At 64.4% G+C, this 25228-nt stretch carries 19 protein-coding genes, 1 pseudogene and 1 riboswitch; of the genes and pseudogenes, 14 read left to right on the top strand and 6 right to left on the bottom strand.

What is annotated here, in order from left to right:
* The first annotated feature begins 46 nt into the window (after positions 1-46).
* Entirely contained in the window at positions 47-1405 is a 1359-nt protein-coding gene (tilS, locus tag FJ426_RS29570; RefSeq protein WP_140654788.1) for a tRNA lysidine(34) synthetase TilS, read from the top strand.
* 133 nt (positions 1406-1538) lie between these two features.
* On the top strand, positions 1539-3464 hold the full coding sequence (gene ftsH / locus FJ426_RS29575) for an ATP-dependent zinc metalloprotease FtsH (RefSeq protein WP_140493260.1): 1926 nt from the start codon (positions 1539-1541) through the stop codon (positions 3462-3464).
* A gap of 483 nt (positions 3465-3947) precedes the next feature.
* On the opposite strand, the gene FJ426_RS29580 is transcribed toward ftsH, so the two are convergent.
* Entirely contained in the window at positions 3948-4814 is an 867-nt protein-coding gene (locus FJ426_RS29580; RefSeq protein ID WP_140493263.1) for a hypothetical protein, read from the bottom strand.
* 368 nt (positions 4815-5182) lie between these two features.
* Between FJ426_RS29580 and glmM the strand changes: the two genes are divergently transcribed.
* The 6 genes from glmM to FJ426_RS29610 all read left to right on the top strand — a co-directional run bounded on the left by glmM (position 5183) and on the right by FJ426_RS29610 (position 12246).
* Positions 5183-6535 carry a phosphoglucosamine mutase gene (glmM, locus tag FJ426_RS29585; RefSeq protein WP_140493266.1) on the top strand — a complete coding sequence of 451 codons (1353 nt, stop codon included), beginning with the start codon at positions 5183-5185 and terminating at the stop codon, positions 6533-6535.
* Between the two features lie 247 nt (positions 6536-6782).
* Positions 6783-7616, top strand: a complete 834-nt coding sequence (locus FJ426_RS29590) for an outer membrane protein (RefSeq protein ID WP_140493269.1) — start codon at positions 6783-6785, stop codon at positions 7614-7616.
* A gap of 184 nt (positions 7617-7800) precedes the next feature.
* Entirely contained in the window at positions 7801-8565 is a 765-nt protein-coding gene (locus FJ426_RS29595; RefSeq protein ID WP_140517559.1) for an outer membrane protein, read from the top strand.
* A 202-nt stretch (positions 8566-8767) separates the two neighbouring features.
* Positions 8768-9943, top strand: a complete 1176-nt coding sequence (locus tag FJ426_RS29600; RefSeq protein ID WP_140825680.1) for a phosphoserine transaminase — start codon at positions 8768-8770, stop codon at positions 9941-9943.
* A gap of 156 nt (positions 9944-10099) precedes the next feature.
* Positions 10100-11698, top strand: a complete 1599-nt coding sequence (serA, locus tag FJ426_RS29605) for a phosphoglycerate dehydrogenase (RefSeq protein WP_140517561.1) — start codon at positions 10100-10102, stop codon at positions 11696-11698.
* A gap of 182 nt (positions 11699-11880) precedes the next feature.
* Entirely contained in the window at positions 11881-12246 is a 366-nt protein-coding gene (locus FJ426_RS29610) for a cytochrome c (RefSeq protein WP_224618070.1), read from the top strand.
* A 64-nt stretch (positions 12247-12310) separates the two neighbouring features.
* Here the strand turns inward: FJ426_RS29610 and FJ426_RS29615 are convergent, their stop codons facing one another.
* Entirely contained in the window at positions 12311-13213 is a 903-nt protein-coding gene (locus tag FJ426_RS29615; protein WP_140554926.1) for a DMT family transporter, read from the bottom strand.
* A gap of 214 nt (positions 13214-13427) precedes the next feature.
* Between FJ426_RS29615 and FJ426_RS29620 the strand changes: the two genes are divergently transcribed.
* Both FJ426_RS29620 and FJ426_RS29625 read left to right on the top strand, forming a co-directional pair.
* Positions 13428-14726: an adenylosuccinate synthase gene (locus tag FJ426_RS29620; protein ID WP_140493285.1), complete on the top strand. Its 1299-nt coding sequence runs from the start codon at positions 13428-13430 to the stop codon at positions 14724-14726.
* Between the two features lie 74 nt (positions 14727-14800).
* Positions 14801-16486, top strand: a complete 1686-nt coding sequence (locus tag FJ426_RS29625; RefSeq protein WP_140554927.1) for a hypothetical protein — start codon at positions 14801-14803, stop codon at positions 16484-16486.
* A 106-nt stretch (positions 16487-16592) separates the two neighbouring features.
* Here the strand turns inward: FJ426_RS29625 and FJ426_RS32205 are convergent.
* The 4 genes and pseudogenes from FJ426_RS32205 to FJ426_RS29645 all read right to left on the bottom strand — a co-directional run.
* Positions 16593-16688 (bottom strand): annotated as a pseudogene (locus tag FJ426_RS32205) (hypothetical protein); the annotation flags it as partial.
* 66 nt (positions 16689-16754) lie between these two features.
* Positions 16755-16997: a type II toxin-antitoxin system CcdA family antitoxin gene (locus FJ426_RS29635; protein WP_140560798.1), complete on the bottom strand. Its 243-nt coding sequence runs from the start codon at positions 16995-16997 to the stop codon at positions 16755-16757.
* Positions 16998-17041: 44 nt separating this feature from the next.
* A complete protein-coding gene (locus FJ426_RS29640) occupies positions 17042-18859 on the bottom strand; it encodes an ABC-F family ATP-binding cassette domain-containing protein (protein ID WP_140560799.1) in 1818 nt (605 codons plus the stop codon).
* Position 18860: 1 nt separating this feature from the next.
* Entirely contained in the window at positions 18861-19505 is a 645-nt protein-coding gene (locus FJ426_RS29645) for a thiamine diphosphokinase (RefSeq protein WP_140525059.1), read from the bottom strand.
* Positions 19506-19593: 88 nt separating this feature from the next.
* Positions 19594-19708: riboswitch (TPP riboswitch) on the top strand.
* Between the two features lie 42 nt (positions 19709-19750).
* On the opposite strand from FJ426_RS29645, the gene thiB reads away from it, so the two are divergent.
* The 4 genes from thiB to FJ426_RS29670 all read left to right on the top strand — a co-directional run bounded on the left by thiB (position 19751) and on the right by FJ426_RS29670 (position 25103).
* Positions 19751-20749, top strand: coding sequence for a thiamine ABC transporter substrate binding subunit (gene thiB / locus FJ426_RS29650; protein ID WP_140560800.1), 999 nt, complete (start codon positions 19751-19753; stop codon positions 20747-20749).
* Between the two features lie 237 nt (positions 20750-20986).
* Positions 20987-22600: a thiamine/thiamine pyrophosphate ABC transporter permease gene (gene thiP, locus FJ426_RS29660; protein WP_140560802.1), complete on the top strand. Its 1614-nt coding sequence runs from the start codon at positions 20987-20989 to the stop codon at positions 22598-22600.
* Positions 22600-23382: a thiamine ABC transporter ATP-binding protein gene (thiQ, locus tag FJ426_RS29665; RefSeq protein ID WP_140560803.1), complete on the top strand. Its 783-nt coding sequence runs from the start codon at positions 22600-22602 to the stop codon at positions 23380-23382. The genes thiP and thiQ overlap by 1 nt, the downstream gene beginning before the upstream one ends.
* A 257-nt stretch (positions 23383-23639) precedes the next feature.
* Entirely contained in the window at positions 23640-25103 is a 1464-nt protein-coding gene (locus FJ426_RS29670) for a M48 family metalloprotease (RefSeq protein WP_140560804.1), read from the top strand.
* Positions 25104-25228 lie beyond the last annotated feature (125 nt).

Raw genomic sequence — 25228 nt, forward strand, 5'->3', positions numbered from 1 at the left:
CTGCCGTTGCCTTGCCCTCGGAGCCGTGTTCGGGCGACATGCATTGATGCTCGACACCGAGCCTGATCTTTCGAAAGACCTTTTTTCGCACATCGACTTTACCAGCGGCGCCGTTGCGGCCGTATCCGGCGGCAGCGACTCGACCGCCCTACTTCTCCTTCTCAAACGACATCTCGACCGAACCGCGCCGTCCGCGAAGCTGCTGGCGGTGACGATCGACCACGGTTTGCGGCAGGGCGCGGCGGCCGAAGCGGAAGCGGTGGCCAGGCTTTGCGCCGCGCACGCCATCGCGCACCGCATCGTCGCCTGGTCCGGACGCAAGCCATCGACCGGGCTGCCGGCCGCCGCGCGGGAGGCGCGTTACCGGCTGCTGGCCGAGACGGCGCGGGCGGAAGGCCTCGGCCTGATCGTGACCGGTCATACAGCGGACGACCAGGCCGAGACGGTGCTGATGCGGCTAGTCCGAGGCAAGGGCGCCCGCGAGGAAGGGCGCGGCCTTGCCGGCATGGCGCCGGTCACCTTGCACGACTGGCACGAATGGATCGTGCGGCCGCTCCTTGGCATTCGGCGCGCGGCTTTGCGCAACTTCCTGCGGCGCGAGCATGTCGGCTGGGCCGAGGACCCGACCAATGCCGACGCGGCCTTCGAGCGACCGCGCATGCGCGCGGCACTGGCCGGCGCTGACGGTGCGCAGCGCATCGATGACGCATTGACGCTGGCGGCGCGCGAGAGCGAGGCGCGCAGCCGGCTTGGCATCCGCGCCGCGGATTTAATCGCGCGCTTCGCCAGCCAGCCGGCGCCGGGTCTTGTCCGCCTCGATCCGACCCTGCTTTCGGCCGGCGACGATCCGGCGGCCGTCTATGCGCTGCGCATCCTCCTCGCCACAAGCGGGGGCGTTGCGTTTCTGCCGGACCAGGCGCGATGCGAGGCGCTGTTCGGTAGGCTGAAGGCTGGATTTCTTTGCGCCACATTGTCGCGGACGGTGGTCGATTCCAGGCGCGCCGGCATCTTTCTGCGCCGCGAGACGCGAGGCTTGCCGCGTGTGGTCGCGGCCACCGGCGGGCTGCTCTGGGACGGCCGCCGGAACATCACGTTGGACGACGGCGGCAGTGCATTGTTGATCGCGCCGTTCGGGGCAGCGGCGGCGAAGCGTCTGGCGATCGCGGAAGGCGAAACGCCACGCAGCCTCGTGCGCGCCGCGCTGGCCTGCGAGCCGGCATCGCGGCAAGCCGTTGAGAACCCTGGCCTGCCTCAGGGTGGGCAGGCGTCGCCGGGGTTCACGGCACAGGCCGTCGTCGCCCCTTTTGTCCGTTTCCTGCCGTCCTTCGACCTGGCGCCGGCGCGGGTCGTCGCCGAATTGATCGGCGCACCGTTGCCTCCCGCCCTGCCTTTCAAGCGGCCATAGCGCCGGTCGGTCATGGGCGAAAGCTTAACCCAGACGTGCTGTTCTGCTTGGCAAGGGGGGGCGCTCTCCCTATGTTAGGCTCAAGTTTCCTCTCACGACGCGTGTCCGCCCGCGGACGCCAACGGGACAATTGATGAATCCGAACTATCGCAACCTCGCGCTCTGGGCGATCATAGCGGTCCTGCTCATCGCCCTCTTCAATCTGTTCCAGACGCCGCAGACGCGTGGGGCTTCGAGCGATGTACCTTATTCGCAGTTCCTGCAGGATGTCGCGGCGGGCCGGGTCAAGACGGTGACCATCGCCGGCGCCCGCATCTCCGGCACCTACACCGACAATTCGAGCGGCTTCCAGACCTATTCGCCCGGCGATCCGTCGCTGGTCTCGCGGCTGCAGGACAAGAACGTCACCATCAATGCGCGGCCGGAGACCGACGGTTCAAACTCGCTGTTCGGCTACCTGATCTCGTGGCTGCCGATGATCCTGATCCTCGGCGTATGGATATTCTTCATGCGCCAGATGCAGTCCGGCTCCGGTCGTGCCATGGGCTTCGGCAAGTCGAAGGCCAAGCTTCTGACCGAGGCGCATGGCCGCGTCACCTTCCAGGACGTCGCCGGCGTCGACGAGGCCAAGGAAGACCTGGAGGAGATCGTCGAGTTCCTGCGCGATCCGCAGAAATTCCAGCGGCTCGGCGGCAAGATCCCGCGCGGCGTGCTCTTGGTCGGCCCTCCGGGAACCGGCAAGACGCTGCTCGCCCGCTCGGTCGCCGGCGAGGCAAACGTGCCGTTCTTCACCATTTCGGGTTCGGACTTCGTCGAGATGTTCGTCGGCGTCGGCGCCAGCCGCGTGCGCGACATGTTCGACCAGGCCAAGAAGAACGCGCCCTGCATCATCTTCATCGACGAAATCGACGCGGTCGGCCGTCACCGCGGCGCGGGTCTCGGCGGCGGTAATGATGAGCGCGAGCAGACGCTGAATCAGCTGCTGGTCGAGATGGACGGCTTCGAGTCCAACGAAAGCATCATCCTGATCGCCGCCACCAACCGGCCCGACGTGCTCGACCCGGCGCTGCTGAGGCCCGGCCGTTTCGACCGCCAGGTGGTGGTGCCGAACCCCGACATCGTCGGACGCGAGAAGATCCTGAAAGTGCATGTGCGCAACGTGCCGCTGGCGCCCAATGTCGACCTCAAGGTCGTCTCCCGCGGCACGCCGGGCTTCTCCGGCGCCGATCTGATGAACCTCGTCAACGAGGCCGCCCTGATGGCGGCGCGGCGTAACAAGCGCCTCGTGACCATGGCCGAGTTCGAGGACGCCAAGGACAAGATCATGATGGGCGCCGAGCGCCGCTCCTCGGCCATGACCCAGGCCGAGAAGGAGTTGACCGCCTATCACGAGGCCGGTCACGCCATACTGGCGCTCAACGTGCCGTCGGCCGATCCGCTGCACAAGGCGACAATCATTCCGCGCGGCCGCGCGCTCGGCATGGTCATGCAGTTGCCGGAAGGCGACCGCTATTCGATGAGCTACAAGTACATGATCTCACGGCTTGCCATCATGATGGGCGGCCGCGTCGCCGAGGAGTTCAAGTTCGGCAAGGAGAACATCACGTCGGGCGCTTCCTCCGATATCGAGCAAGCGACCAAGCTGGCGCGCGCCATGGTCACGCGCTGGGGCTTTTCCGACAAGCTCGGCCATGTCGCTTATGGCGACAACCAGGAGGAAGTGTTCCTCGGCCATTCGGTGGCGCGCACGCAGAACATCTCGGAAGAAACCGCGCAGATCATCGACGCCGAGGTGCGGCGCCTGATCGACGAGGCCTATTCGACCGCGAGGTCGGTGCTGACCAAGAAGAAGAAGGAATGGATCGCGCTGGCGCAGGGCCTGCTCGAATACGAGACGCTGTCGGGCGACGAGATCAAGCAGCTGATCGCCGGCGAGAAGCCCGCGCGCGATCTCGGCGACGACACGCCGCCGAGCCGTGGTTCGGCCGTGCCGAAGTCGGGCCGCCGCAAAAAGGGTCCCGAGCCCGAGGGCGGCATGGAACCGCAGCCGTCGAGCTGAACTCGGCCAAGAACAAATTGAGAAACGCCGCGGTTCGACCGCGGCGTTTTTGTTTGGGGCAGGCTGCTGAGTTTCTCCGTGGCCTGCGCCTGCAAGGTTGGCTAGGCGATTGGCGGAAGCCGGCGTGGCAGCAGCCAATCTTCCCACTTTGTGGAAGATGACGGGCAGCTCAGCGGGGGCAGCGTCCGCCGACAAATCGAGTTAGGCCTTCCGGGCTGCGGGGAGGATCTCTCTTGCCGTTCGACGATTCCTCGAGCCACCCTCGCCCAGCTTTTCGTGAATGCGAGGCAACCTGGCCGGGAGCAGGCAACGATCCTTCGTGCCCCCCCTTCTGGCCTGCCGGCCATCTCCCCCACGAGGGGAGTTTGCAGCGTCGCCGGCAACGCGCCTCTCGTCAGCGGGGATTCCTGCTGAAGCTGCGGGCAAAAAAGCCCGCGAACCCTGCGGCTCGCGGGCCTTACTTTCCTCAAATAGTGCTGTCGCTCAGCTCTTCAGCTTGGCATTGCACAGGCTGTAGAAGCCGCCGCCCTTCTGGATCCACTTCAAGCCGCCAAGCGTGTTGGCGTCCTTGTTGGCATAGTACTGCTGGAGGCAGGTATGCATGCGGGCCTTGGCCGGGGTTTCGGTGGCGAATTTCGGCGAGATTGCGGTCGGGAAACTCACGCCCTTCGGCGCAGCGACAGTCGGCTTTGCCGGCTCCTTGGTGTAGGTCGCCTCTGTTGGAGCCGGGACGGTGTCATCGTCCGAGGCGCTGGCGCCGCATTCGGCCTTCCGGAAGTCGTTCCACTTCATGCCGTTGAGCGTATTGGCGGTCTTGGCAGCCTGGTACTTGCTGCTGCAGTCGGCCATGCTCAGGCCCTTGCCCGAGCTGTCGGTCGCCGCAGCCGTGGTCGCCGCCTTGGTGGTCGCCGGTTTGGTGGCGGCGGCAGCGGATGCGCCGGCGGCAGCGGACGCGCCGGTGGCGCATTCGCTCTTGCGGAAGTCGTTCCACTTCATGCCGTTGAGCGTGCCGGCGGCCTTGGCCGCCTGGTACTTGGTGCTGCATTCCTTTGCGGTCAGGCCTTTGGCTCCGTCGTCGGCGGCGGCCGCAGCCTTGGTCGCCTTGGCCGGCTTCGTATCGGCCGCCTTGGTGTCCGCTGCCTTGGCGTCGGGCTTGGCTGTCGCGGCGGCATCAGTGCCGCACTGCGCCTTGCGGAACTGGTTCCAGGTCTGGCCGGCAAGTGTCCCCGCGTCCTTGGCCGCGTTATACTTCGTGCTGCACTCGGCCATCGTCAGCGCGTTGGCTGGCGCGGCCAGGAATAACGTCGCGACCGCAAGGCCGGTCAAAGTGGCAAGTCGGTGGATGAGCATAGCGTTTCTCCGTTGCAGCAGCCCATTATACGTCCCAGCAAATCAATAACGCTCAACGGTCGGTTGCGCCAGATGCTAAGTGGCGTATACATCGCCGAAACCCGGCTTCTGCCGGCAAGGTGATGAAATCGTTGCCTGTTGCCGGCTGGAAGACAAGAATTTGTGGGTAAATCCATGTCGAATGGCCCACAGGCATGGTATATTGTGGCGAGGCAGCGCCATCACGCTAGGTTGCGCCAGTCTGTGTGCAATGCACAACAAGGGTTTTCTAAAGGATTGGTAACAGATAATCACGAAATGTGATCGTAGTGCGCCGGCCAATTATGGCATGACGTACCGGGCAAGAACCACCGGGGACACTGACTAGCATGGCAGGAAATTATTTCGGCACGGACGGTATTCGCGGGCGCGCCAACAAGTTTCCAATGACGGCGGAAATCGCGATGAGGGTCGGTATGGCGGCCGGCCTGTCCTTCCAGCGCGGCAGCCATCGTCACCGTGTGGTGCTCGGCAAGGACACCAGACTTTCCGGCTACATGATCGAGAACGCCATGGTGGCGGGCCTCTGCGCCGCCGGCATGGACGTGTTCCTGCTCGGCCCCATCCCGACGCCGGCGGTCGCCATGTTGGTGCGTTCGCTGCGCGCCGATATCGGCGTCATGATCTCGGCCTCGCACAATCCTTATTACGACAATGGCATCAAGCTATTCGGTCCCGACGGCTACAAGCTCTCCGACGAGATCGAAGAGCGCATCGAGAGCATGCTGGACAAGGATATCGAACTGGCACTCGCCGATTCCGACGGACTTGGTCGCGCCAAGCGCGTCGATGGCGTGCATGACCGCTACATCGAGTTTGCAAAGCGCACCTTGCCGCGTTCGATGTCGCTTTCAGGTTTGAGGATCGTCGTCGATTGCGCCAATGGCGCCGCCTACAAGGTTGCCCCCGAGGCGCTTTGGGAGCTGGGCGCCGAAGTGGTGGCCATCAATGTCGAGCCCAACGGCTTCAACATCAACAAGGAATGCGGCTCGACCCATCCGGCAGGCCTGCAGAAGAAAGTGCACGAGGTGCGCGCCGACATCGGCATCGCGCTCGACGGCGATGCCGACCGTGTCGTCATCGTTGACGAGAACGGCGCGATCGTCGACGGCGACCAGATCATGGCAATGATCGCCGAGTCCTGGCACCAGAGCGGGCGGCTTGCCGGCGGTGGCGTCGTTTCGACGGTCATGTCCAATCTCGGCCTCGAACGCTTCCTCGGCGACATGAAGCTGCAATTGCACCGCACCAAGGTCGGCGACCGCTATGTCGTCGAGCATATGCGCGCGCACGGGCTCAATGTCGGCGGCGAGCAGTCGGGCCACATCGTGCTGTCGGACTTCTCGACCACGGGCGACGGCCTGGTTTCGGCGCTGCAGGTGCTGGCCTGCATCAAGCGGCAGGGCCGGCCGGTCAGCGAATTGTCGAAGAAGTTCGAGCCGGTGCCGCAACTCCTCAAGAACGTCCGCATCGCCGGCGGCAAGCCGCTCGAGGAAGCTCCGGTCAAGGCTGCGATCGAGGACGCCCGTCAACGCCTCGGCAAGGCGGGGCGGCTCGTCATCCGGCCGTCCGGCACCGAGCCGCTGATCCGTGTCATGGCCGAGGGCGACGACCCGCAGCTGGTCGAGGCCGTCGTCAACGACATCGTCGAGGTCATCTCGGAAACACGCAGCGCCGCCTGATCTCAGGTGCATTCGGAGGGCCGACGCCGCTCTGATTGCTTAGAAGCCCGCCCGTCCGGCGGGCTTTTGTTTGCCTGCGAAACTGGCTCGAGACATGTGGAACCATCCGAATTCCTCAAATGCTCGAGATTCGTGGTTAATAGACAGGGTTAAATGCCTTTTAACCTTTGCAATTCATTATCCACGCCTGAAAGCCAATCTCATTCGGACGCGACCGCTGTTCCGAGGGTTTCTAGGGGTGACAAGCATGTTCAATACAGCAAGAAAGGCCCTGTTCGCCGCGCTGTTCGCGGGCCTGGCATGGCCGGTGTTCGCGGCCGACCTTCCGGAGCCGGTGGTCGAAGAGGCGCCGCCGCCGGTATACGAGCAGCCAGTCGATGTCGGCGGCTGGTACATTCGCGGCGATCTCGACTACCACAAGTCGAAAGTGCGCGGCATCGATTACACGACCTACACCATCGATCCCTGTAATTGTAACGTCATTCCCGGCGACAGGAGCTTCGATTTCGGCAAGCTCAAGGGCGGCTTCTCGCTCGGCGCCGGCGTCGGCTACAAGATCAACGATCATTTTCGTACGGATTTGACCGCCGATTACTGGTTCAAGTCGAACTTCGACGGTGGAACCTCGGACGCTTTCTCGACGTCGACCGAAGTGTCGAAAATGAGCGCCTTGCTGCTGCTGGCCAACGCCTATGTCGATCTCGGCACCTATCACGGCATCACGCCCTATGTCGGCGCCGGCATCGGCGGCGCGCATGTCAGATGGGACGATGTCAGGGACCCGAACACCACCGAGTTCAACCCCGGTGCGAAAAGCTGGCGCTTTGCCTACGCGCTCATGGCCGGCGCTTCCTACTGCCTGACCGACAAGCTGATCCTGGACGCGGGCTATCGCTACAGCCACATCCAGGGTGGCCGCATGTTCGAGTGGGATATCAGCAGCGCCGGGCCGGGCTTCGACCGCGGCATCGACACGCATGAGGTGCGCGGCGGCCTGCGGTACCAGTTCGGCGGCAACAACGGTTGCGCCGCGCCGACGGTGGCCTATCAGCCCGAACCCGAGCCGATCTACACCAAGTAACATCCGACCATCCAACGGTCCGAAACCGCCCGGCATCAGCCGGGCGGTTTTCGCTTGTCTGGCTGCCCGAAAATCATTCGCTAACGCTCTGTTAGCCTTAACCCCGACTTAACCACTATGGTTAACAATGCTTCCTGAAACGATGGCTGCCGTCTGGTGGCGCCGAAATCGGGAGCAGGGGATCATGAAACTCACATCGCGTATGGCGCCGGTGCTTGCCACATTCGCCATCATGCCGCTGACGCCTGCGCTGGCCGCCGACTATGATCCCCCGGTCTATGTCGACCAGGCGCCCGACTACGTGCCGGTCGAGGTCGGCTCGGGCTGGTATCTGCGCGGCGATGTCTCCTACCTGGTAGAGAAGAGCTTCAAGAATGAGGATTTCGCCTTCACGCCGGCGAGCTTCGACAACGAGGAAGACCCGGTCTTCGCCAGCATCGGCTTCGGCTACCACTTCAACGATTATCTGCGTGCCGATCTCAATCTGGGTTACCTGCCCGGCAACAAGATCCGCATTGGCTATGACGATTCAGCGACCGCGGCAGAGGCGACCCTGGCGTCGGCGTCCCTGAAGAACTATGCCTTTTCAGGCATGCTCAACGGCTATGTCGACCTTGGAACCTATGTCGGCATAACACCCTATCTCGGCGCCGGCATCGGCATCGTCAGGAGCACGCACAAGCTCTCGGCGAGCTATTTCACCGACAATGGCGATCCAACCGACGACTTCGGACTGAGTGACGACAAGACCAAGTATTCCTTCGCTTACACGCTGAATGCCGGCCTTGCCTATCAGGTGTCGAAGAATGTTTCCGTCGATCTCGGCTATCAGTATTTCTCGGCGCCCGACGCCGAATATGTGACGGCCGAGAGCCTGACCTCGTTTCCGGTCCACAAGGGAATCAGCAATCATCAGGTTAAGCTCGGGCTACGCTACGATCTCTGGTAGTAGGCTGGCATACATGAACCCTGGCGGCGGATCTCTTCGGTCCGCCGTTTGCGTTTGAAGCTCACGAGATCCTGATCGTGGGTCGCCAGTATCCTGCCCGCGACAAAAACTTTCCCCTTGACGCCCGAAGCCCGAGCGCATATCGCCGTCCGTGGGCCACCCCTCCCCAACGAGGGGCCACTATCTGGAAGGATAGACCACCATGACGACGCATACGAAGCCCGGACTCCGTCCGGCAAACCCCAATTTTTCCTCAGGTCCCTGCGCGAAACGCCCCGGCTGGTCGGTCGAGGCGCTGAAAGCTGCCGCGCTCGGCCGTTCCCATCGCGCCAAGATCGGCAAGACCAAGCTCGAACAGGCGATCGCGCTGACGCGCGAAATTCTCCAGGTTCCTGCCGACTACCGCATCGGCATCGTGCCGGCGTCCGATACAGGCGCCGTCGAGATGGCACTCTGGTCGCTGCTGGGTGAGCGCGGCGTCGACATGGTCGCCTGGGAGAGTTTCGGCTCCGGCTGGATCACCGACGTGGTCAAGCAGTTGAAGCTTGCCGGTGTGCGCAAGCTCGAGGCCGGTTACGGCGAACTGCCGGATCTCGGCAAGATCGATTTCGACCGCGACGTGGTCTTCACCTGGAACGGCACGACCTCGGGCGTGCGCGTGCCGAACGGCGATTTCATCCCGGCCGATCGCAAGGGTCTGACCATCTGCGACGCGACATCGGCCGCCTTCGCGCAGAAGCTCAACTTCGAGAAACTCGATGTCGTGACCTTCTCCTGGCAGAAGGTGCTGGGCGGCGAAGGCGCGCATGGCATGCTGATCCTGTCGCCCCGCGCCGTCGAGCGGCTGGAGAGCTATAAGCCTGCATGGCCGCTGCCGAAGATCTTCCGCCTGACCTCGGGCGGCAAATTGATCGAAGGCATCTTCAAGGGCGAAACCATCAACACGCCGTCGATGCTGTGCGTCGAGGACTATCTCGACGCGCTCAGCTGGGCGAAATCGATCGGCGGCCTCGATGCGCTGGTCGCCAGGGCCGACGCCAACGCGGCCGTGCTCGACCGTTTCGTCGCGAAATCCTCCTGGCTTGGCCATCTCGCCGTAGAGCCGGCGACGCGGTCGAACACGTCCGTCTGCCTGTCCTTCACCGACGGACAAGTCGCTGCACTCGACGCCGACGCACAGGCGGCCTTCGCCAAGGGTCTGGTTTCAGCGCTCGACAAGGAAGGTGTCGCCTATGACATCGGTTCCTATCGCGACGCGCCGCCTGGCCTGCGCATCTGGTGCGGCGCAACGGTCGAGACCTCCGATCTCGAAGCTCTGCTGCCCTGGCTCGACTGGGCCTTCGCCGGCCAGAAGGCGTCGCTGAAAGCGGCAGCCTGAAACTCAATAGCTATTTTCTGGAACAGCCCTCATCCGGGCGCTTCGCGGCCACCTTCTCCCACAAGGGGAGAAAGATCGGCGCCTGACCTTCTCCCCCGTGGAGAAGATGCCTGAGCGAAGCGAAGGCGGGTGGGGTAAGCAACAAGGACCAATCCCATGCCTCGCGTTCTCGTCTCGGATAAACTTTCCACCACCGCTGTTCAGATCTTTAGGGATCGCGGCATCGAGGTCGACTATCTTCCAGATCTCGGCAAGGACAAGGAGAAGCTGCTTGAAGTGATTGACCAGTATGACGGCCTCGCCATCCGCTCGGCGACCAAGGTTACCGAGAAGCTGATCAATGCCGCCACCAGGCTCAAGGTCGTCGGCCGGGCCGGTATCGGCGTCGACAATGTCGACATACCGGCGGCCAGCCGCAAGGGCATTATCGTGATGAACACGCCGTTCGGCAATTCGATCACGACAGCCGAGCATGCGGTAGCGATGATCTTCGCGCTCGCCCGCCAGATCCCGGAAGCCAACGCCTCGACGCATGCAGGCAAATGGGAAAAGAACCGCTTCATGGGCGTCGAGATCACCGGCAAGACGCTCGGCGTCATCGGCTGCGGCAATATCGGCTCGATCGTCGCCACGCGCGGCGTCGGCCTGAAGATGCATGTCGTCGCCTTCGATCCGTTCCTGTCGGACAAACGCGCCGAGGAACTCGGCGTCGACAAGGTTGAACTGGACGAGCTCTTCGCCCGCGCGGACTTCATCACGCTGCACACGCCGTTGACCGACAAGACGCGCAACATCATCGATGCCGCCGCGATCGCCAAAATGAAGGACGGCGTGCGCATCATCAACTGCGCCCGTGGCGGGCTGGTCGTCGAAGCCGACCTGGTGGCGGCGCTGAAGAGCGGCAAGGTGGCCGGCGCCGGCATCGACGTGTTCGAGGCCGAGCCGGCCGAACAGAACGCATTGTTCGGCATGGAGAATGTGGTGGCCACCCCCCATCTCGGCGCCTCGACGGCGGAGGCGCAAGAGAACGTCGCGCTGCAGGTCGCCGAACAGATGGCCGACTACCTGATCAAGGGCGCCGTCTCCAACGCCATCAACATGCCGTCGATCACCGCGGAGGAAGCGCCGCGGCTCAAACCCTTCGTCAAGCTCGCCGAAGTGCTTGGCGCCTTTGTCGGCCAGGTCACCGAGGACCCGATCAAGGAGGTGGAAATCCTGTTCGACGGCTCGACCGCGACGATGAATACGCGCGCGCTGATCAGCGCGGCCCTTGCCGGGCTGATCAGGCCGCAGGTAGCCGACGTCAACATGGTGTCGGCGCCGATCATGGTGAAGGAGCGCGGCATCATCGTCGCCGAGGTCAAGCGCGACAAATCGGGCGTGTTCGACGGCTATATCAAGCTGACGGTCAAGACCGAGCATATGACGCGCTCGATCGCCGGCACCTGTTTTTCCGACGGCAAGCCGCGCTTCATCCAGATCAAGGGCATCAATCTCGATGCCGAGGTCGGCCAGCACATGCTCTATACGACCAATGCCGACGCGCCGGGCATTATCGGCCTGCTCGGCACGGTGTGCGGCGAGAACGGCGTCAACATCGCCAACTTCCAGCTCGGCCGCAACCGGCCAGGGGGCGATGCCATCGCGCTGCTCTATCTCGACGCACCGTTCCCGGAAAAAGTGCTGGAGCAGGTGCGGGCGCACAAATCGATCGATTCGGCCAAGCGGCTACAGTTCGACGTCGGCAGCGTGTAGGGCTCTTCCCGCACAGGCTGCAACTGCACGATCGCGATGCTCCGCGCATCGAGTGTTTTCCGGCAAGCCTAGATGGTCTTGATCGTCCGTCTGAGGATACTTGCCTTCGCGATAGCGGGGCGTCTGCTGCTGACCTTAGCTGCCCCGATGCCTGATCATTTTCGCAGCGTGCAAAGCAGCGCATGGTTTCCCAGGCGCCCAAGCCCGACGAAACCCGCATGGCCGCTGGCGAGGCGATCTACCATGACAATTGCTCGGCCTGCCATGGTGGAGACGGCGCCGGCGCCGGGGCTCTTTTCCCGCCGCTCGCCGGCAATTCGATCGTAGCACAGGCCAGCACCGAAACGCTTGCCCGGGCCGTTCTGGCGGGAAGCCAGGCCGTGCATACGGCCCGCGCGCCGACGACGCCGGCGATGCCCTCGCTGGCGGGGCGCCTGAAGGATCAGGAGATCGCCGACGTCTTCACTTACGTGCGCGGCAGCTGGGGCAACGCCGCCCCGGCAGTCTCGTCCGACGACGTGGCGGCGGTGCGCAAGGAATTGCAGTAGTCCTGCGAATTGCCGGGCGAGCCGACGCTCTCCTTGAAGCTGACGATCGGGGCGCGAAGCGAGTTTACTGGCGCCTCGGCATGGCTGCCTTGCGGCCGCTATATTCGGCAAGCGCGATGCCGCCCAGCACAAGGACGAGCGCCAACGCCTGGTAGAGCTGGAATGTCTCGCCGACGATCAGCACCGATAGCAGGGTGCCGAAGATCGGCACCAGGTTGATGAACAGGCCGGCCCGGTTGGCGCCGATCAGCTCATTGCCCCTGATGTAGAATATCTGCGAGACGACCGAGGCGCCGATCGCAGTATAGACGATCACCGCCCAGCCGCGTGCGTCGGGAACGATGACCTTGCCGGCCGCGATTTCCCATAGGAAGAACGGCAGCGAGGTGACGAGCGCGGCGAGCGACATGGCCAGCATCAGGCTCTGCCATTGCATGGCCGGCTTCAGCCGCAATCCGACCGAATAGCCGCTGTAGAGAATGACCGCGACCAGCATGATGGCGTCGCCGAAATTGAGCTCCAATGTCAGCAGCCGGCGCGGATCGCCGTGGCAGGCGGTCAGGATGACGCCGAAGATCGTCAGCACCACGCCGGCGATCTGCGCCCAGTTCACGCGCAGGCGGAAGAAGATGAAATTGGCTACGATGATCAGGATAGGCATTGCCGCCTGCTCGATCGAAACGTTGATCGCGGTCGTGTAATTGAGCGCCGTATAGAAGATCGTGTTGAACAAGGTGAAGCCGCTGGCGCCAAGTGCGGCGAGCACGAACCAGTGCCTGCGCACGACGGGCCAATCTCTTTTCAGCGCATTCCAGCCGATCGGCAGCAGGATCGCTACCGCCAGCACCCAGCGCAGGAAGACCAGCGTCATCGGTGAGACGTGATGGACCGCCAGCTTGCCGGCCACCGAGTTGCCGCCCCACAGCAAGGTGGTGAGCAGCAGGAACATGTAGGCGCTTCGGTGCATGGCGGGTCGCAGCGGGGAGGAGGTGAATGGGGCGTGCCTGCCGGCCTATTGCCCCCGCCTGGACAAGTAAATGATGTCAAAGCTGAAAATTGTTGTGCCTCAGCCCATTTTCGGCGGCAAAGAAAGGTCGCATCGGCCTGCTCTTGACGTTATAGAGGCCTGTCGTTTCGAACCGTATCCAAGCCGCGCGGCGGCGCCTCGAAGGAAAAGAAACATGGCCAATGTGGTGGTCGTCGGCTCGCAATGGGGTGACGAAGGCAAGGGCAAGATCGTCGACTGGCTATCGGAGCGCGCCGATGTCGTGGTGCGTTTCCAGGGCGGCCACAATGCCGGCCACACGCTGGTCGTCGACGGCAAGGTCTACAAGCTGTCGCTGTTGCCGTCGGGCGTCGTGCGGCAGGGCAAGCTGTCCATCATCGGCAATGGCGTCGTCTTCGATCCGCACGCATTCGTTGCCGAAGTGGCGAAGCTCAAGGGGCAAGGCGTCGAGGTAACGCCGGAGCGCCTGAAAATAGCCGAAAACACAGCGCTTATCCTGTCCCTGCACCGGGAACTGGACGGCTTCCGCGAGGACGCCGCCTCAAATTCCGGGACCAAGATTGGCACGACCCGCCGCGGTATCGGCCCCGCCTATGAGGACAAGGTGGGCCGGCGCGCGGTGCGGGTGATGGATCTGGCGGATTTGGAAACACTACCCTTGAAGGTCGACAGGCTGTTGACGCATCACAATGCACTGCGTCGCGGCCTTGGCCATGCCGAAGCCACGCATGACGCGGTCATGCAAGAGCTGACCTCGGTCGCCGGCGAAATCCTGCCCTACATGGACCGGGTCTGGAAGGTGCTCGACGACAAGCGCCGGGCCGGCGAGCGCATCCTGTTCGAGGGCGCGCAAGGCACGCTGCTCGACATCGATCATGGCACCTATCCGTTTGTCACCTCGTCCAACACCGTCGCCGGCCAGGCGGCAGCCGGTGCCGGCGTGGGCCCGGGCGCCATCGGCTATGTGCTTGGCATCACCAAGGCCTATACGACGCGCGTAGGCGAAGGTCCGTTCCCGACCGAGCAGCAGAACGAGATCGGTGAATTCCTCGGCACGCGCGGCCATGAATTCGGCGTCGTCACCGGCCGGAAGCGCCGCTGCGGCTGGTTCGACGCGGTGCTGGTGCGCCAGGCCGTCGCCGTCAACGGCATCAAGGGCATTGCCCTGACCAAGCTCGATGTGCTTGACGGGCTGGACGAGATCAAGGTCTGTACCGGCTACCGCCTCGACGGCGAGACGATCGACTATCTACCCGCCAGCCAGGGCGCGCAGGCCCGCGTCGAGCCAATCTACGAGACGCTGGAGGGGTGGAAAGGCACCACCGCCGGCGCGCGCAGCTGGAACGACCTTCCGGCCCAGGCCGTCAAATATGTCCGCCATATCGAGGAGTTGATCGGCGCGCCGGTCGCGCTCCTCTCCACCAGCCCGGAACGGGACGACACGATACTTGTGACCGATCCGTTTCAAGACTAGTTTCTCAAGCCTTTCCGGGCGTTGCGGCTGATTTGCGGAGGCCGGCCCGGAGCACAATACAGGTCGACTGACGCATGGCGAAAGATTTCGTTTCTGCTCTGAGGGATACGATAAACAATTTTGGCGATCCTACGCCGGAGCTGCGGGCCAAAGTCTACGACAAAGCGCGCTCGACGATTGCAAAGAAGATTGCCGAGCGCGAGCCGCCGCTTTCGCCGTCGGAAGCCGAAAGGCAGAAGCGCGGCCTGGAAGACGCCATATCGAGGCTCGAGCGCGAATATGCCAAAAGCGTGCCGGAGACCGATCCGCTTGCCGAACTGGAGCACATATTTTCCTCCATCGATCGCAACAAGAACCAGTCGAACCATACCAAACAGCCGGTAAAGGCGGAGCCGGCCTGGCCGGCAGCGCCTGCCTCGAAGGCTGAACCCTACAAGCCGCCGCCCCCCGCTCCGGAGCCCGACATCTCCAGGCCTGCATCGCCCGCCGCCGAGGTCGAGCCGAACTGGCAAAAGCCCGTACCGGTGCAGCCGGCCCCGGAGTTCGACGACAGGGCTCAGCCTGGCATGGATGTGGGTCAGGACGACGAGCATGCCGATGTCTTTGCGAGCGACGAAGAGGCTGCGGCCGCCGACACTTTCCAGCGCTTGCGTCCGGCTGAACGCAAGCGCAGCTATGGCGGGCTGATTGCCGCTGCCGTTGCGTTGCTGGTCATTGCCGGCGGCGGCTATGGCATCTGGCTGAACAAGGATGCCTTCGGCAAGATGCTGGGTCTGGGCGGCGGCAGCAAGGTCGCGACGACCGAGCCGGTCAAATCGACACCCGCCAAGCCGGCGAGCGATGCGGCGGCAACGCCCCCGGCACCTTCGGCTAGCGGTGCCGAGCCCGAAGGGACACCGAAGTTCACTCAAAGACTGACACCGCAAGGAAGCGAGGTCGATCCTGGCCCGGCCGGCGGACAGAGCGGCGTGGGCGAGGGCGAGTCCGTCGCGGCGCTGACGACGCCGCCTTCAGCCACGACCACCCCGGCCTTGTCGGCTCCGGCAGGAGGCACGCCGGCCGCAGGCGCGCCCGCCGGGACCACGCCCCCTGCACCGGGCGCTGCGCCGGCGGCGCCACCCGCCAATGGGACCGCACCCGCGGCGCCGGCTGACAACGCCGCCACGCCGCCCTCGCCTGCCGGTGCGCCGACGCAAACCTCTCTGCCGGTCGGCCAGAAGGCGATCTTCTATGAGGAGCGCACCAGCACCGCGCAGGGTTCGGCCGAGCCGGGCAACATCGTCTGGTCGCTGGTGCAGGAATCGCCCGGCGGCGACCTGCCGCCTGAGCCGGCGATCCGCGCCGAGGCGACCATTCCCGGCAAGGACATCCAGTTGCGCATGACCATCCGCCGCAACACTGACCAGACGCTGCCGGCCAGCCACATCATCGAGATGATCTTCCTGACACCCGACGGTTTCGAAGGCGGCGGCGTCGACAACATCCTGCGCGTGGCCATGAAGAGTTCCGAGCAGGATGCCGGCAGCCCGCTGATCGGCATTCCGGCCAAGATCGCCGACGGCTTCTTCCTCGTCGCGCTCAACGATACCAAGGCCGACGAGGACGCCAATCTGACCTTGCTTCGGGGACAGGACTGGATCGACGTGCCGGTCGTCTACAAGACCGGACGACGAGCGTTGCTGACGATGGAAAAAGGCATTCCCGGCGAGAAGGTGTTCGACGAGGCGATCAAGGCTTGGCAGGCGAAGACGGCGGGCTGAGCCGACGGCAACGGTCGGCTCCGGTCAGAAGCCTTGGAACAGCATGTCGAGCGCGGCGACGATGTCGTCGTGGTGCTTGGAGAGATTTCCCTCGGCATCCGGCAATTCAGTGGCCATCAAGGCAGAGCCGGCGGCCAGGAACGGGGGCTGTGTCGGGCGGCATCAACGGAATGACGACTCTCGTGTTCAGCCTCTCAAGAAGGTCGGACTGAACATCGACAAGGTAACCACTGCCTCCGGCATTCCGATAGAGATCGTAACGGGCCCATCAAAACAGCGGGCGTGTGGCCAATGGCAACCCGTTCCGCTCGACATAGGCGTTGGAGCTCACAATCGCCTCAAAGTTCTCCTCTTGCCACCGACGCGTTTTTTCCGACGCGATGGCCTTCGCAATACCCGCCTCGGCGGCGCGCGAGAGATTGATACCCGACGCTTTGGCGTCTTTGATCAGCTGAGCGTCAATGGATGTATTGACAGACTTTCGCTGAGGTTTTGTCCTCGATTGAAGCACGGAGACAGCCCTCTTTTAAGCGCATAACGTAGCGCATACCATCTTCACCCCTCCATCTCCTCGCGCAACATCTCCAGTTCGAGCCACTCTTCCTCCAGTGCCGCCAGCGTCGCGCGCTCCTTGTCGAGGGCGGCGATGGTCTTCTGGAACGAGGCCGGATCGCGCTCGTAATAGGCCGGATCGGCGATGTTGTTCTCCAGCCGCGAGATCGAGGCTGTCACCGCCTCGATCTTCTTGGGCAGCGATTCCAGCGCGAATTTCTGCTTGAACGAGAGTTTTTTTGCCGGGGCTTTGGCGGTGGGGCTGTCCGCCTTCGCCGTCGGCGCCTCGCTTGCATCCGCCTTCGCCCGCGCCTTGCGGTCGTCGAGCCTGGTGCCGCCGCGCTGCGCCAGCATGTCGGAATAGCCGCCGGCATATTCGACCCAGCGGCCGCCGCCGTCCGGCGCGATCACGCTGGTCACGGTGCGGTCGAGGAAATCGCGGTCGTGGCTGACCAGGATGACCGTACCGGCAAAGCCGGCGACCAGTTCCTGCAGCAACTCCAGCGTTTCCATGTCGAGATCGTTGGTCGGCTCATCGAGCACCAGCAAGTTCGCCGGCCGGGCCAGCACGCGCGCAAGGATCAGCCGTGCCCGCTCGCCGCCCGACAGCTCGCGCACCGGCGTGCGTGCCTGCTCCGGCTTGAACAGGAAGTCCTTCATGTAGGAGACGACGTGGCGCTGCTCGCCATTGATGACAAGGTTCTCGCCGCGCCCGTCGGTGAGATATTGCGCCAGCGTTTCCTGCGGATCGACCGCCTCGCGCTTCTGGTCGAGCGTGGCGATCTCCAGATTGGTGCCGAGCCGCACCGAACCGGCATCCGGCTGCAATTCTCCGGTCAGCATCTTCAGAAGCGTCGTCTTGCCGGCGCCGTTCGGCCCGACGAGGCCGATGCGGTCGCCGCGCTGGATGCGGGTCGAGAACCCCTTGACCACGGTGAGGTCGCCAAAGCTCTTCTCGATGTTCCTGGCCTCGATCACCAGCTTGCCGGATTCGGCGGCGTCGCTGGCCACCATGGTCGCGGTGCCTTCGGCGCCGCGATGGCCGCGAAAACGCTGGCGCATGGTCTGCAATTCGCCCAGGCGGCGCATGTTGCGCTTGCGCCGCGCCGTCACGCCATAGCGCAGCCAGTGTTCCTCGCGCACGATCTGGCGGCCGAGCTTGTGCTGTTCGCGCTCTTCTTCCTCAAGCACCTGGTCGCGCCATTCCTCGAAATGGCCGAAGCCCTTATCCAGCCGGCGCGTCTGGCCCCGGTCGAGCCACACGGTGGCGCGCGAGACGCGCTCGAGGAAACGGCGGTCGTGCGAGATGACGATGAGGGCCGAGGAGGTGCGGACGAGCTCCTCTTCCAGCCATTCGATCACCGAGAGATCGAGATGGTTGGTCGGCTCATCGAGCAGCAGGATATCGGGCTCCGGCGCCATGACGCGGGCAAGGGCGGCGCGCCTGGCCTCGCCGCCGGAGAGGTCGCCCGGCTGCTCCTCGCCCGAGAGGCCGAGATGCTCCATCAGGTAGCTGGCGCGATAAGGATCGTCGGCGGGACCGAGCCCGGCCTCGACATAGGCGCGCACGGTTGCGAACCCGTCCATGTCGGGCATTTGCGGCAGATAGCGGACGGTCGCCGATGGCTGGCGGAACACCTCGCCGTCCTGCGGCTCGATCAGGCCGGCGGCGATCTTGAGCAGCGTCGACTTGCCGGACCCGTTGCGACCGACCAGCGCGATCTTGTCGCCGGCCGACGCAGCCAAGTCGGCGCCGTCGAGCAGGGGCGTGCCGCCGAAGGTCAGTTTTATTCCGTCGAGATTGAGAAGAGGCGGCGCCATGTCAGCTTTCTGGCAAGGGATAGGGATGGGCGAGCAGCAGCGCGCGCCCCGCTCCCAGCGCGATCTCGAGCCTGCCCTTGACCTCATTAGAGATGGTCAGCGATGAGCCGAACGCGACCTTGACGCGGTCAAGCGGCCATTTCGCGCCGGCGACGGTCAGCCCGGCAAGCTCGGAAAAACCCAGGATCGAGAACAGGGTGCCGTCTGTATAGTCGAAGTGGACCGTGCCGTGCGCCAGGGGCACGCCTTCCTGCGCGCCGCTGGTCAACAGCACCTTTGTCCCGGCCCCGGCCAGCCGCAGGGCGAGCGCCATGTGCAGGAAGGCATGGTCGGCGCGTTTGCCGCCGAAGGCGCCGGCAAGCACGAGGCTGGTCGCGCCGCGCTCCAGGGCGGCCGATATCGCGAGTTCGCCATCGGTGGCGTCCTTCTCTGCCGGGAAGGTTCGGCGCGGCACGGCGGCCAACTCATCCGGCAGGCCGGCGGGCACGGAATCGAAATCGCCGACCCACAGTTCCGGCACAAGGCCGAGCGTCCTCGCATGGCCGATGCCGGCATCGGCGGCGATGACGCGGGTCCCCTCGACCTGACGGTCGAGCCGTGGCGTGCGGATGAGGTCGCCGCCAAGCAGGATGGTGAATGTGCTCATATCGTGTGGCCCTTACCAGCCCGACAGCGGAAACGGAAGGCCGGCAAACAGCCACTTGCGCGGTTCACCGGCCGGGCCTATGTGTCGAGGCGCTCTAACGGGGTGCCGGACGCGATATTCGCGGACCGGCTGAGAGGCAGTCTCGCCAACCCGCTGAACCTGATCCGGTTTGTACCGGCGGAGGGATTAGACGTTTCGGACAGTCCGACGCCTCAATTCCTTTAACCCGAACGAAGGAGGCGCCGATGCGCACGCTTTTATACGCCCTTGTCTCTGCAATGGTCGTGGTTCTGTCCGGGCCGGCCTTAGCCAAGGACAAGCTCACCGTCTACACTTATGAGAGCTTTACCGCCGACTGGGGCCCCGGCCCGGTGGTGAAGAAGGAATTCGAGGCCGAATGCGGCTGCGATGTCGACTTCGTCTCGGTTGCCGACGGCGTCGCGCTGCTCAACCGCGTCAAGCTGGAAGGGGCCGCGACTAAGGCCGACATCGTGCTTGGCCTCGACACCAATCTCACCGCCGATGCCAAGGCCACTGGCCTGTTTGCGCCGCATGGCGCCGTGACCGGGCTCAATGTGCCGGGCGGCTGGAACGACGACATCTTTGTCCCGTACGACTATGGCTATTTCGCCGTCGTCTATGACACGCAGAAGCTGAAGACGCCGCCCAAGGGCTTGAAGGAATTGGTCGAGGGCAGTGCCGACGACAAGATCGTCATCCAGGATCCTCGCACCTCGACGCCGGGCCTCGGCCTGCTGTTGTGGGTGAAGTCGGTCTATGGCGACAAGGCGCCGGAGGCCTGGGCCAAGCTCAAGGCGAAGGTCTTGACCGTGACGCCGGGCTGGAGCGAGGCCTACGGCCTGTTCACCAAGGGCGAGGCGCCGATGGTGTTGTCCTACACGACCTCGCCCGCCTACCACATGGTTGCCGAGAACACCGAGCGCTACCAGGCCGCTTCCTTCGAGGAGGGCGAGTATCTGCAGATCGAGGTCGCCGGCATCACCACGACGGGAGCCAAAAATCCGCTGGCGGAAAAGTTCATCGCCTTCATGACCGGGCCGAAATTCCAGGATGTCATCCCCGAGACCAACTGGATGTTCCCGGCCGGCAAGACCGACAAGCCGCTCAATCCGGCCTTCGACAGACTGGTCAAGCCGACCAAAACCTTGCTGTTCAGTCCCGAGGAGGTCGCGGCCAACCGCAAGGCATGGGTGGATGAATGGCTGGCGGTGATGAGCAAGTAGTTTGGTCGTATGATCGAATGATGAGTGCTCTACGGCGCCCTCCTCTGTCCTGCCGGACATCTCCCCCACGAGGGGGGAGATTGGCCGTCACGACGGCTTTCGCCAATTGGCGACGTCACAGGAGAGGGTGGAGCGCTGAAGCAGCCAATCTCCCCCCAAGTGGGGGAGATGTCCGGCAGGACAGAGGGGGGCGCGAAGGAACGCGACGCTCGCTAAAGATCCTTTGGGCGGCCCAGCGTGCAGCGCGCGTCTGACTCCCGCATCTCCGCCGGCATCCTCGCGCTTGCGGCGATCGCGCTGCTGATCGGCGGCGCGTTTGCGGGTCTTCTTTTCGAAGGCGCGAACGATTTCTCCGGAGCCTGGGCAGCCTTCGATCCTTATCTCCTGCGCGTCGTGCGCTTTACGTTCTGGCAGGCGGCGCTTTCGACGCTGCTGTCGGTGGCGCCGGCCCTGTTCGTGGCTCGCGCGCTGTCGCGGCATCCGCACTTTCCCGGCCGCGGCTTCATCCTCCAGCTCTTCGCCCTGCCGTTGGCGCTGCCGGCGATTGTGGCGGCGCTCGGCATCCTGGCGCTCTACGGCCGCGCCGGCTATTTCGCCGGCTTTCTTGGTGCCGTCGGCGGTTACCATTGGCCGGGCATTTATGGCCTCTCCGGCATCCTCGTTGCTCATGTTTTCTTCAACCTGCCGCTGGCCACGCGGCTGTTCCTCGAAGTGCTGCAAACCATCCAAGCCGACCAATGGCGGCTGGCGAGCCAGCTCGGCATGGGTGCCGCACCGGCTTTCCGGCTGATCGAGTGGCCGACACTGCGCGCCGCTCTGCCGGGCGTCGCCGGCCTGGTGTTCATGCTCTGCATCACATCCTTCACGATCGTGTTGACGCTGGGCGGCGGCCCCAGCGCGACGACGCTGGAGGTCGGCATCTACCAGGCGCTGCGTTTCGATTTCGATCCCGCGCGGGCGGTGGCGCTGACGCTGCTGCAGATCGCGCTGACCTTTGTCGTGGTGCTGGCGTTGACGCGGCTCGGCGCCAACACCACCGGTGACGCCAATCTGCCGGTGGCGCCGCGCCGCTACGTCTCGGCCGGCAGGACCGAGACCGCGCTGAATGCCGCGCTCGTCGTGCTGGCCCTTTTGTTTGTCGGCGGGCCGATGACGGCGACGCTGATGTCAGGCCTCGGCGCCGACCTTGGCCGTCTCGCCGGCGAGGCGGCGGTGCGGCAGGCGACGCTGACCAGCGCCGTGCTGGCCTTCCTGTCGGCGCTGCTGTCGGTTGCGCTGTCGCTTTCGCTCACCATCGCGCGCCGCGTGCTGGCCCTGAAGCGCCGCTCCGGTCCGCGGACCGTGCTCGAACACGCCACCGACACCGGCGCCGGCTTCGTCCTGGTCGTGCCGCCCATCGTCATCGGCGCCGGCTGGTTCCTTCTGCTGCGCCATGTCGGCGATGTCTTTGCCATAGCCCCGGTCATGGTCGTCACCGTCAATGCAGTCATGGCGATGCCTTTCGCCATCCGTGCCATCCGCCCCGCCTATGATGCGGCGAGCGAGCGCCATGAGCGGCTCTGCGCGCTTCTGGCAATAGCGGGCTGGGCCCGGTTGCGGCTGGTCGACTGGCCGTCGCTGCGACGGCCGCTGGCCACCGCCTTCGCGTTTGCCATGGCGCTGTCGCTTGGCGATCTCGGTGTCATCGCACTGTTCGGCAGTGATTCCGTGCAGACTTTGCCCTACCTTCTCCTGGCGCGCATGGGCAGCTACCGTACCGAGGACGCCGCCGGCCTGGCGCTGCTGCTCGGTCTGGTCTGCCTTGCGCTTGTGGTGGCGGCGAGCTGGCTGGGAAGGGGGGAACGAGACTGATGGCTGCGGGCGCCACCAATGGTGCGACAAGGGGAGCCGAGGTGCGGCTGGACACGGTCTCGTTCAGCTACGGCGACGCGCCGCTCGTTTTCGATGTCGATTTCGCCGCGTCGAAAATTACCGCCATCATGGGGCCGAGCGGCTCGGGCAAGTCGACGCTGCTCAATCTGGTGGCGGGCTTCGAGACGCCGCGAGCTGGCCGCGTGCTGATCGGCGGCGCCGATGTCGGCGCGGCGCCGCCTTCGGCGCGGCCCGTGTCGATGGTGTTCCAGGAAAACAATCTTTTTGCCCATCTTTCGGTCGAAGAGAATGTCGGGCTCGGCCGCTCGCCCTCGCTGCGGCTGACCGAGGCCGACCGCGCTGACATCGCGGAGGCGATCGCGCGCACCGGCCTCGCGGGCAAGGAAAGACGCCTGCCGCGCGAACTTTCGGGAGGCGAACGCCAGCGTGTCGCATTGGCGCGCGTGCTGGTTCGCAACCGCCCGGTGCTTCTTCTGGACGAGCCTTTCGCTTCACTCGGACCGGCCTTGCGCGACGACATGCTCGATCTTGTCGCCGACGTGCATGCCGAGCGTGGCATGACGCTGCTGTTCGTTACGCATCAGCCACAGGACGCACGCCGTATTTGTGAGGAGGTGGTGTTCCTCGACAAGGGCATGGTTGCCGCCAAGGGCAAGGCGGATGATTTCTTTGCCGGGGCTGGTCCTGAAGTTTTCCGGCGCTATGTTGGCACAAGCGCCTGGGAGGCTGGATCACGAGATATTGCCCGGAAGCGGACATAATTTACGCTCAAACCGGCTCCTGGCGACGGGGCGATTGCTTGCCATGACAGAGGTAGTGTGGCTAGGTCCGCCCCGTACCGGTTCGGTGCAGGCCGTGATTTGCCTGCGGCATCCGCCGCGCGTTGGTATGGCGTGGATGCTGTAATGCTTTGATTTGCGCATGAGCCCTTGCGAGGATCGCCCCGACTTTCGCGGGCATGCGCCAGACCCGAAAGGAAGCCGTTCTGCCGACCGGCACGGAAAGACCAAGAGGGAAAATGCTGGCGCGCTTTCTGGCGCTGGCTGGCTTTGTCGTAGCCCTGGCAAGCTGCCAGATGTTCACACCTCCGGAAGTCCAGGAATCCGGCTTCCAGCCTTCCGACAAACCGATCACGGTCGACAATGTCGCGGCCAATAACAAGTTGGCCGAACTGGCCAAGGCGCAGCATCCACGCATACTGGCGACCTATGGCGGCGAATATTCCGATCCCAAGCTCGAGCGCATGGTCGCCAAGGTCGTCGGCAGCCTGACGGTGGTGTCGGCCAATCCGACCCAGACCTATCGCATCACCATCCTCAATTCGCCCAACGTCAATGCCTTCGCGCTGCCGGGCGGCTATCTCTACGTCACGCGCGGCCTGCTGGCGCTGGCCAATGATTCGGCCGAGCTCGCCGCCGTCATCGCGCATGAGATGGGCCACGTCACCGCCAACCACGGCCTGCAGCGCCAGCAGCTCGAGGCCGAGGAGGGGCTCGCCACCAAGGTTGTTTCCGACGTGCTCGGCGACAGCCCGACCGCCAAGGCGGCGCTGATCCGCGGCAAGCTGAGACTGGCGCAGTTTTCGCGCAACCAGGAACTGGAGGCCGACGCGATCGGCATCAAGTCGATCGGCGAAGCCGGCTACGATCCTTACGCCGCCGGCCGCTTCTTGCAGTCCATGTCGGCCTACACTGATTTCCGCTCGATCAGCGGCGCCACCGACGCCAGCCTCGATTTCCTGGCAACGCATCCCAATACGCCGCAGCGTATCGACCTTGCGCAACGCCATGCCCGCCAGTTCGGCCCGCCGGGCGTCGGCACCCGCGATCGCGACGCCTTCCTCGCCGGCATAGACGGCCTGCTCTACGGCGACACGCCGGAAGAAGGCTATGTGCGCGGCGAGACCTTTCTGCATCCGGGCCTGGGCGTGTCCTTCTCGGTGCCGGAGGGCTTTATCATCGACAATTCGGCCGCCGCCGTGACGGCGACCGGGCCGGGCGACATTGCGATCCGCTTCGACGGCGTGTCGATCGACAAGAACCGTGCGCTGACCGATTATATCAGGAGCGGCTGGGTGGCCGGTCTCGATGATGCGAGCGTCAGGCAGGAAACGATCAACGGCAACGAGGCGGCGACGGCGCATGCAGGCGCCGAAGGCTGGCAGTTCGATATCGCGGTAATCCGCGCCGGCGGCCAGGTCTACCGGCTGCTGACGGCGGCACCATCCGCCAGCACGTCGCTCGACACCGTCGCGCGTTCCGTCAGCGGCTCGTTCCGCATTCTGAGTGCCGCCGAAAAGACGGCGCTGAAGCCGCTGCATATCCGCGTGGTCACCGTCCAGCCGGGGCAGACGATGGGTTCGCTTTCGGCGCAGATGGTCGGCGTCGACCGCAAACTCGACCTGTTCCGGGTGCTCAACGCGCTGTCGCCGGGGGCTGCGGTTTCGGCCGGCGACAAGGTCAAGATCGTCACCGACAAATAGCCGATAGTCGGCGCTGACCCGCTCTCTCGTTTTTGGGACGAGAAACTTCTAGAGCATTTCCTATTTTGGGAGAATCGTAGGATTCCCAAAACCGGATGTTTGTGATTCAAGATGCTGGCTGGATT

It is taken from the genome of Mesorhizobium sp. B2-6-4 (genome assembly GCF_006441495.1).
Classification (GTDB): Bacteria; Pseudomonadota; Alphaproteobacteria; order Rhizobiales; family Rhizobiaceae; genus Mesorhizobium.

Coding starts and splice junctions, on each gene's coding strand:
- FJ426_RS29620 (WP_140493285.1), top strand. CDS start 13,428: ATGGCCAATGTGGTGGTCGTCGGCTCGCAATGGGGTGACGAAGGCAAG.
- FJ426_RS29610 (WP_224618070.1), top strand. CDS start 11,881: ATGGTTTCCCAGGCGCCCAAGCCCGACGAAACCCGCATGGCCGCTGGC.
- FJ426_RS29625 (WP_140554927.1), top strand. CDS start 14,801: ATGGCGAAAGATTTCGTTTCTGCTCTGAGGGATACGATAAACAATTTT.
- FJ426_RS29580 (WP_140493263.1), bottom strand. CDS start 4,814: ATGCTCATCCACCGACTTGCCACTTTGACCGGCCTTGCGGTCGCGACG.
- FJ426_RS29615 (WP_140554926.1), bottom strand. CDS start 13,213: ATGCACCGAAGCGCCTACATGTTCCTGCTGCTCACCACCTTGCTGTGG.
- FJ426_RS29645 (WP_140525059.1), bottom strand. CDS start 19,505: ATGAGCACATTCACCATCCTGCTTGGCGGCGACCTCATCCGCACGCCA.
- FJ426_RS29595 (WP_140517559.1), top strand. CDS start 7,801: ATGAAACTCACATCGCGTATGGCGCCGGTGCTTGCCACATTCGCCATC.
- glmM (WP_140493266.1), top strand. CDS start 5,183: ATGGCAGGAAATTATTTCGGCACGGACGGTATTCGCGGGCGCGCCAAC.
- serA (WP_140517561.1), top strand. CDS start 10,100: ATGCCTCGCGTTCTCGTCTCGGATAAACTTTCCACCACCGCTGTTCAG.
- thiB (WP_140560800.1), top strand. CDS start 19,751: ATGCGCACGCTTTTATACGCCCTTGTCTCTGCAATGGTCGTGGTTCTG.
- FJ426_RS29600 (WP_140825680.1), top strand. CDS start 8,768: ATGACGACGCATACGAAGCCCGGACTCCGTCCGGCAAACCCCAATTTT.
- ftsH (WP_140493260.1), top strand. CDS start 1,539: ATGAATCCGAACTATCGCAACCTCGCGCTCTGGGCGATCATAGCGGTC.
- tilS (WP_140654788.1), top strand. CDS start 47: ATGCTCGACACCGAGCCTGATCTTTCGAAAGACCTTTTTTCGCACATC.
- FJ426_RS29590 (WP_140493269.1), top strand. CDS start 6,783: ATGTTCAATACAGCAAGAAAGGCCCTGTTCGCCGCGCTGTTCGCGGGC.
- thiQ (WP_140560803.1), top strand. CDS start 22,600: ATGGCTGCGGGCGCCACCAATGGTGCGACAAGGGGAGCCGAGGTGCGG.
- FJ426_RS29640 (WP_140560799.1), bottom strand. CDS start 18,859: ATGGCGCCGCCTCTTCTCAATCTCGACGGAATAAAACTGACCTTCGGC.
- FJ426_RS29670 (WP_140560804.1), top strand. CDS start 23,640: ATGCTGGCGCGCTTTCTGGCGCTGGCTGGCTTTGTCGTAGCCCTGGCA.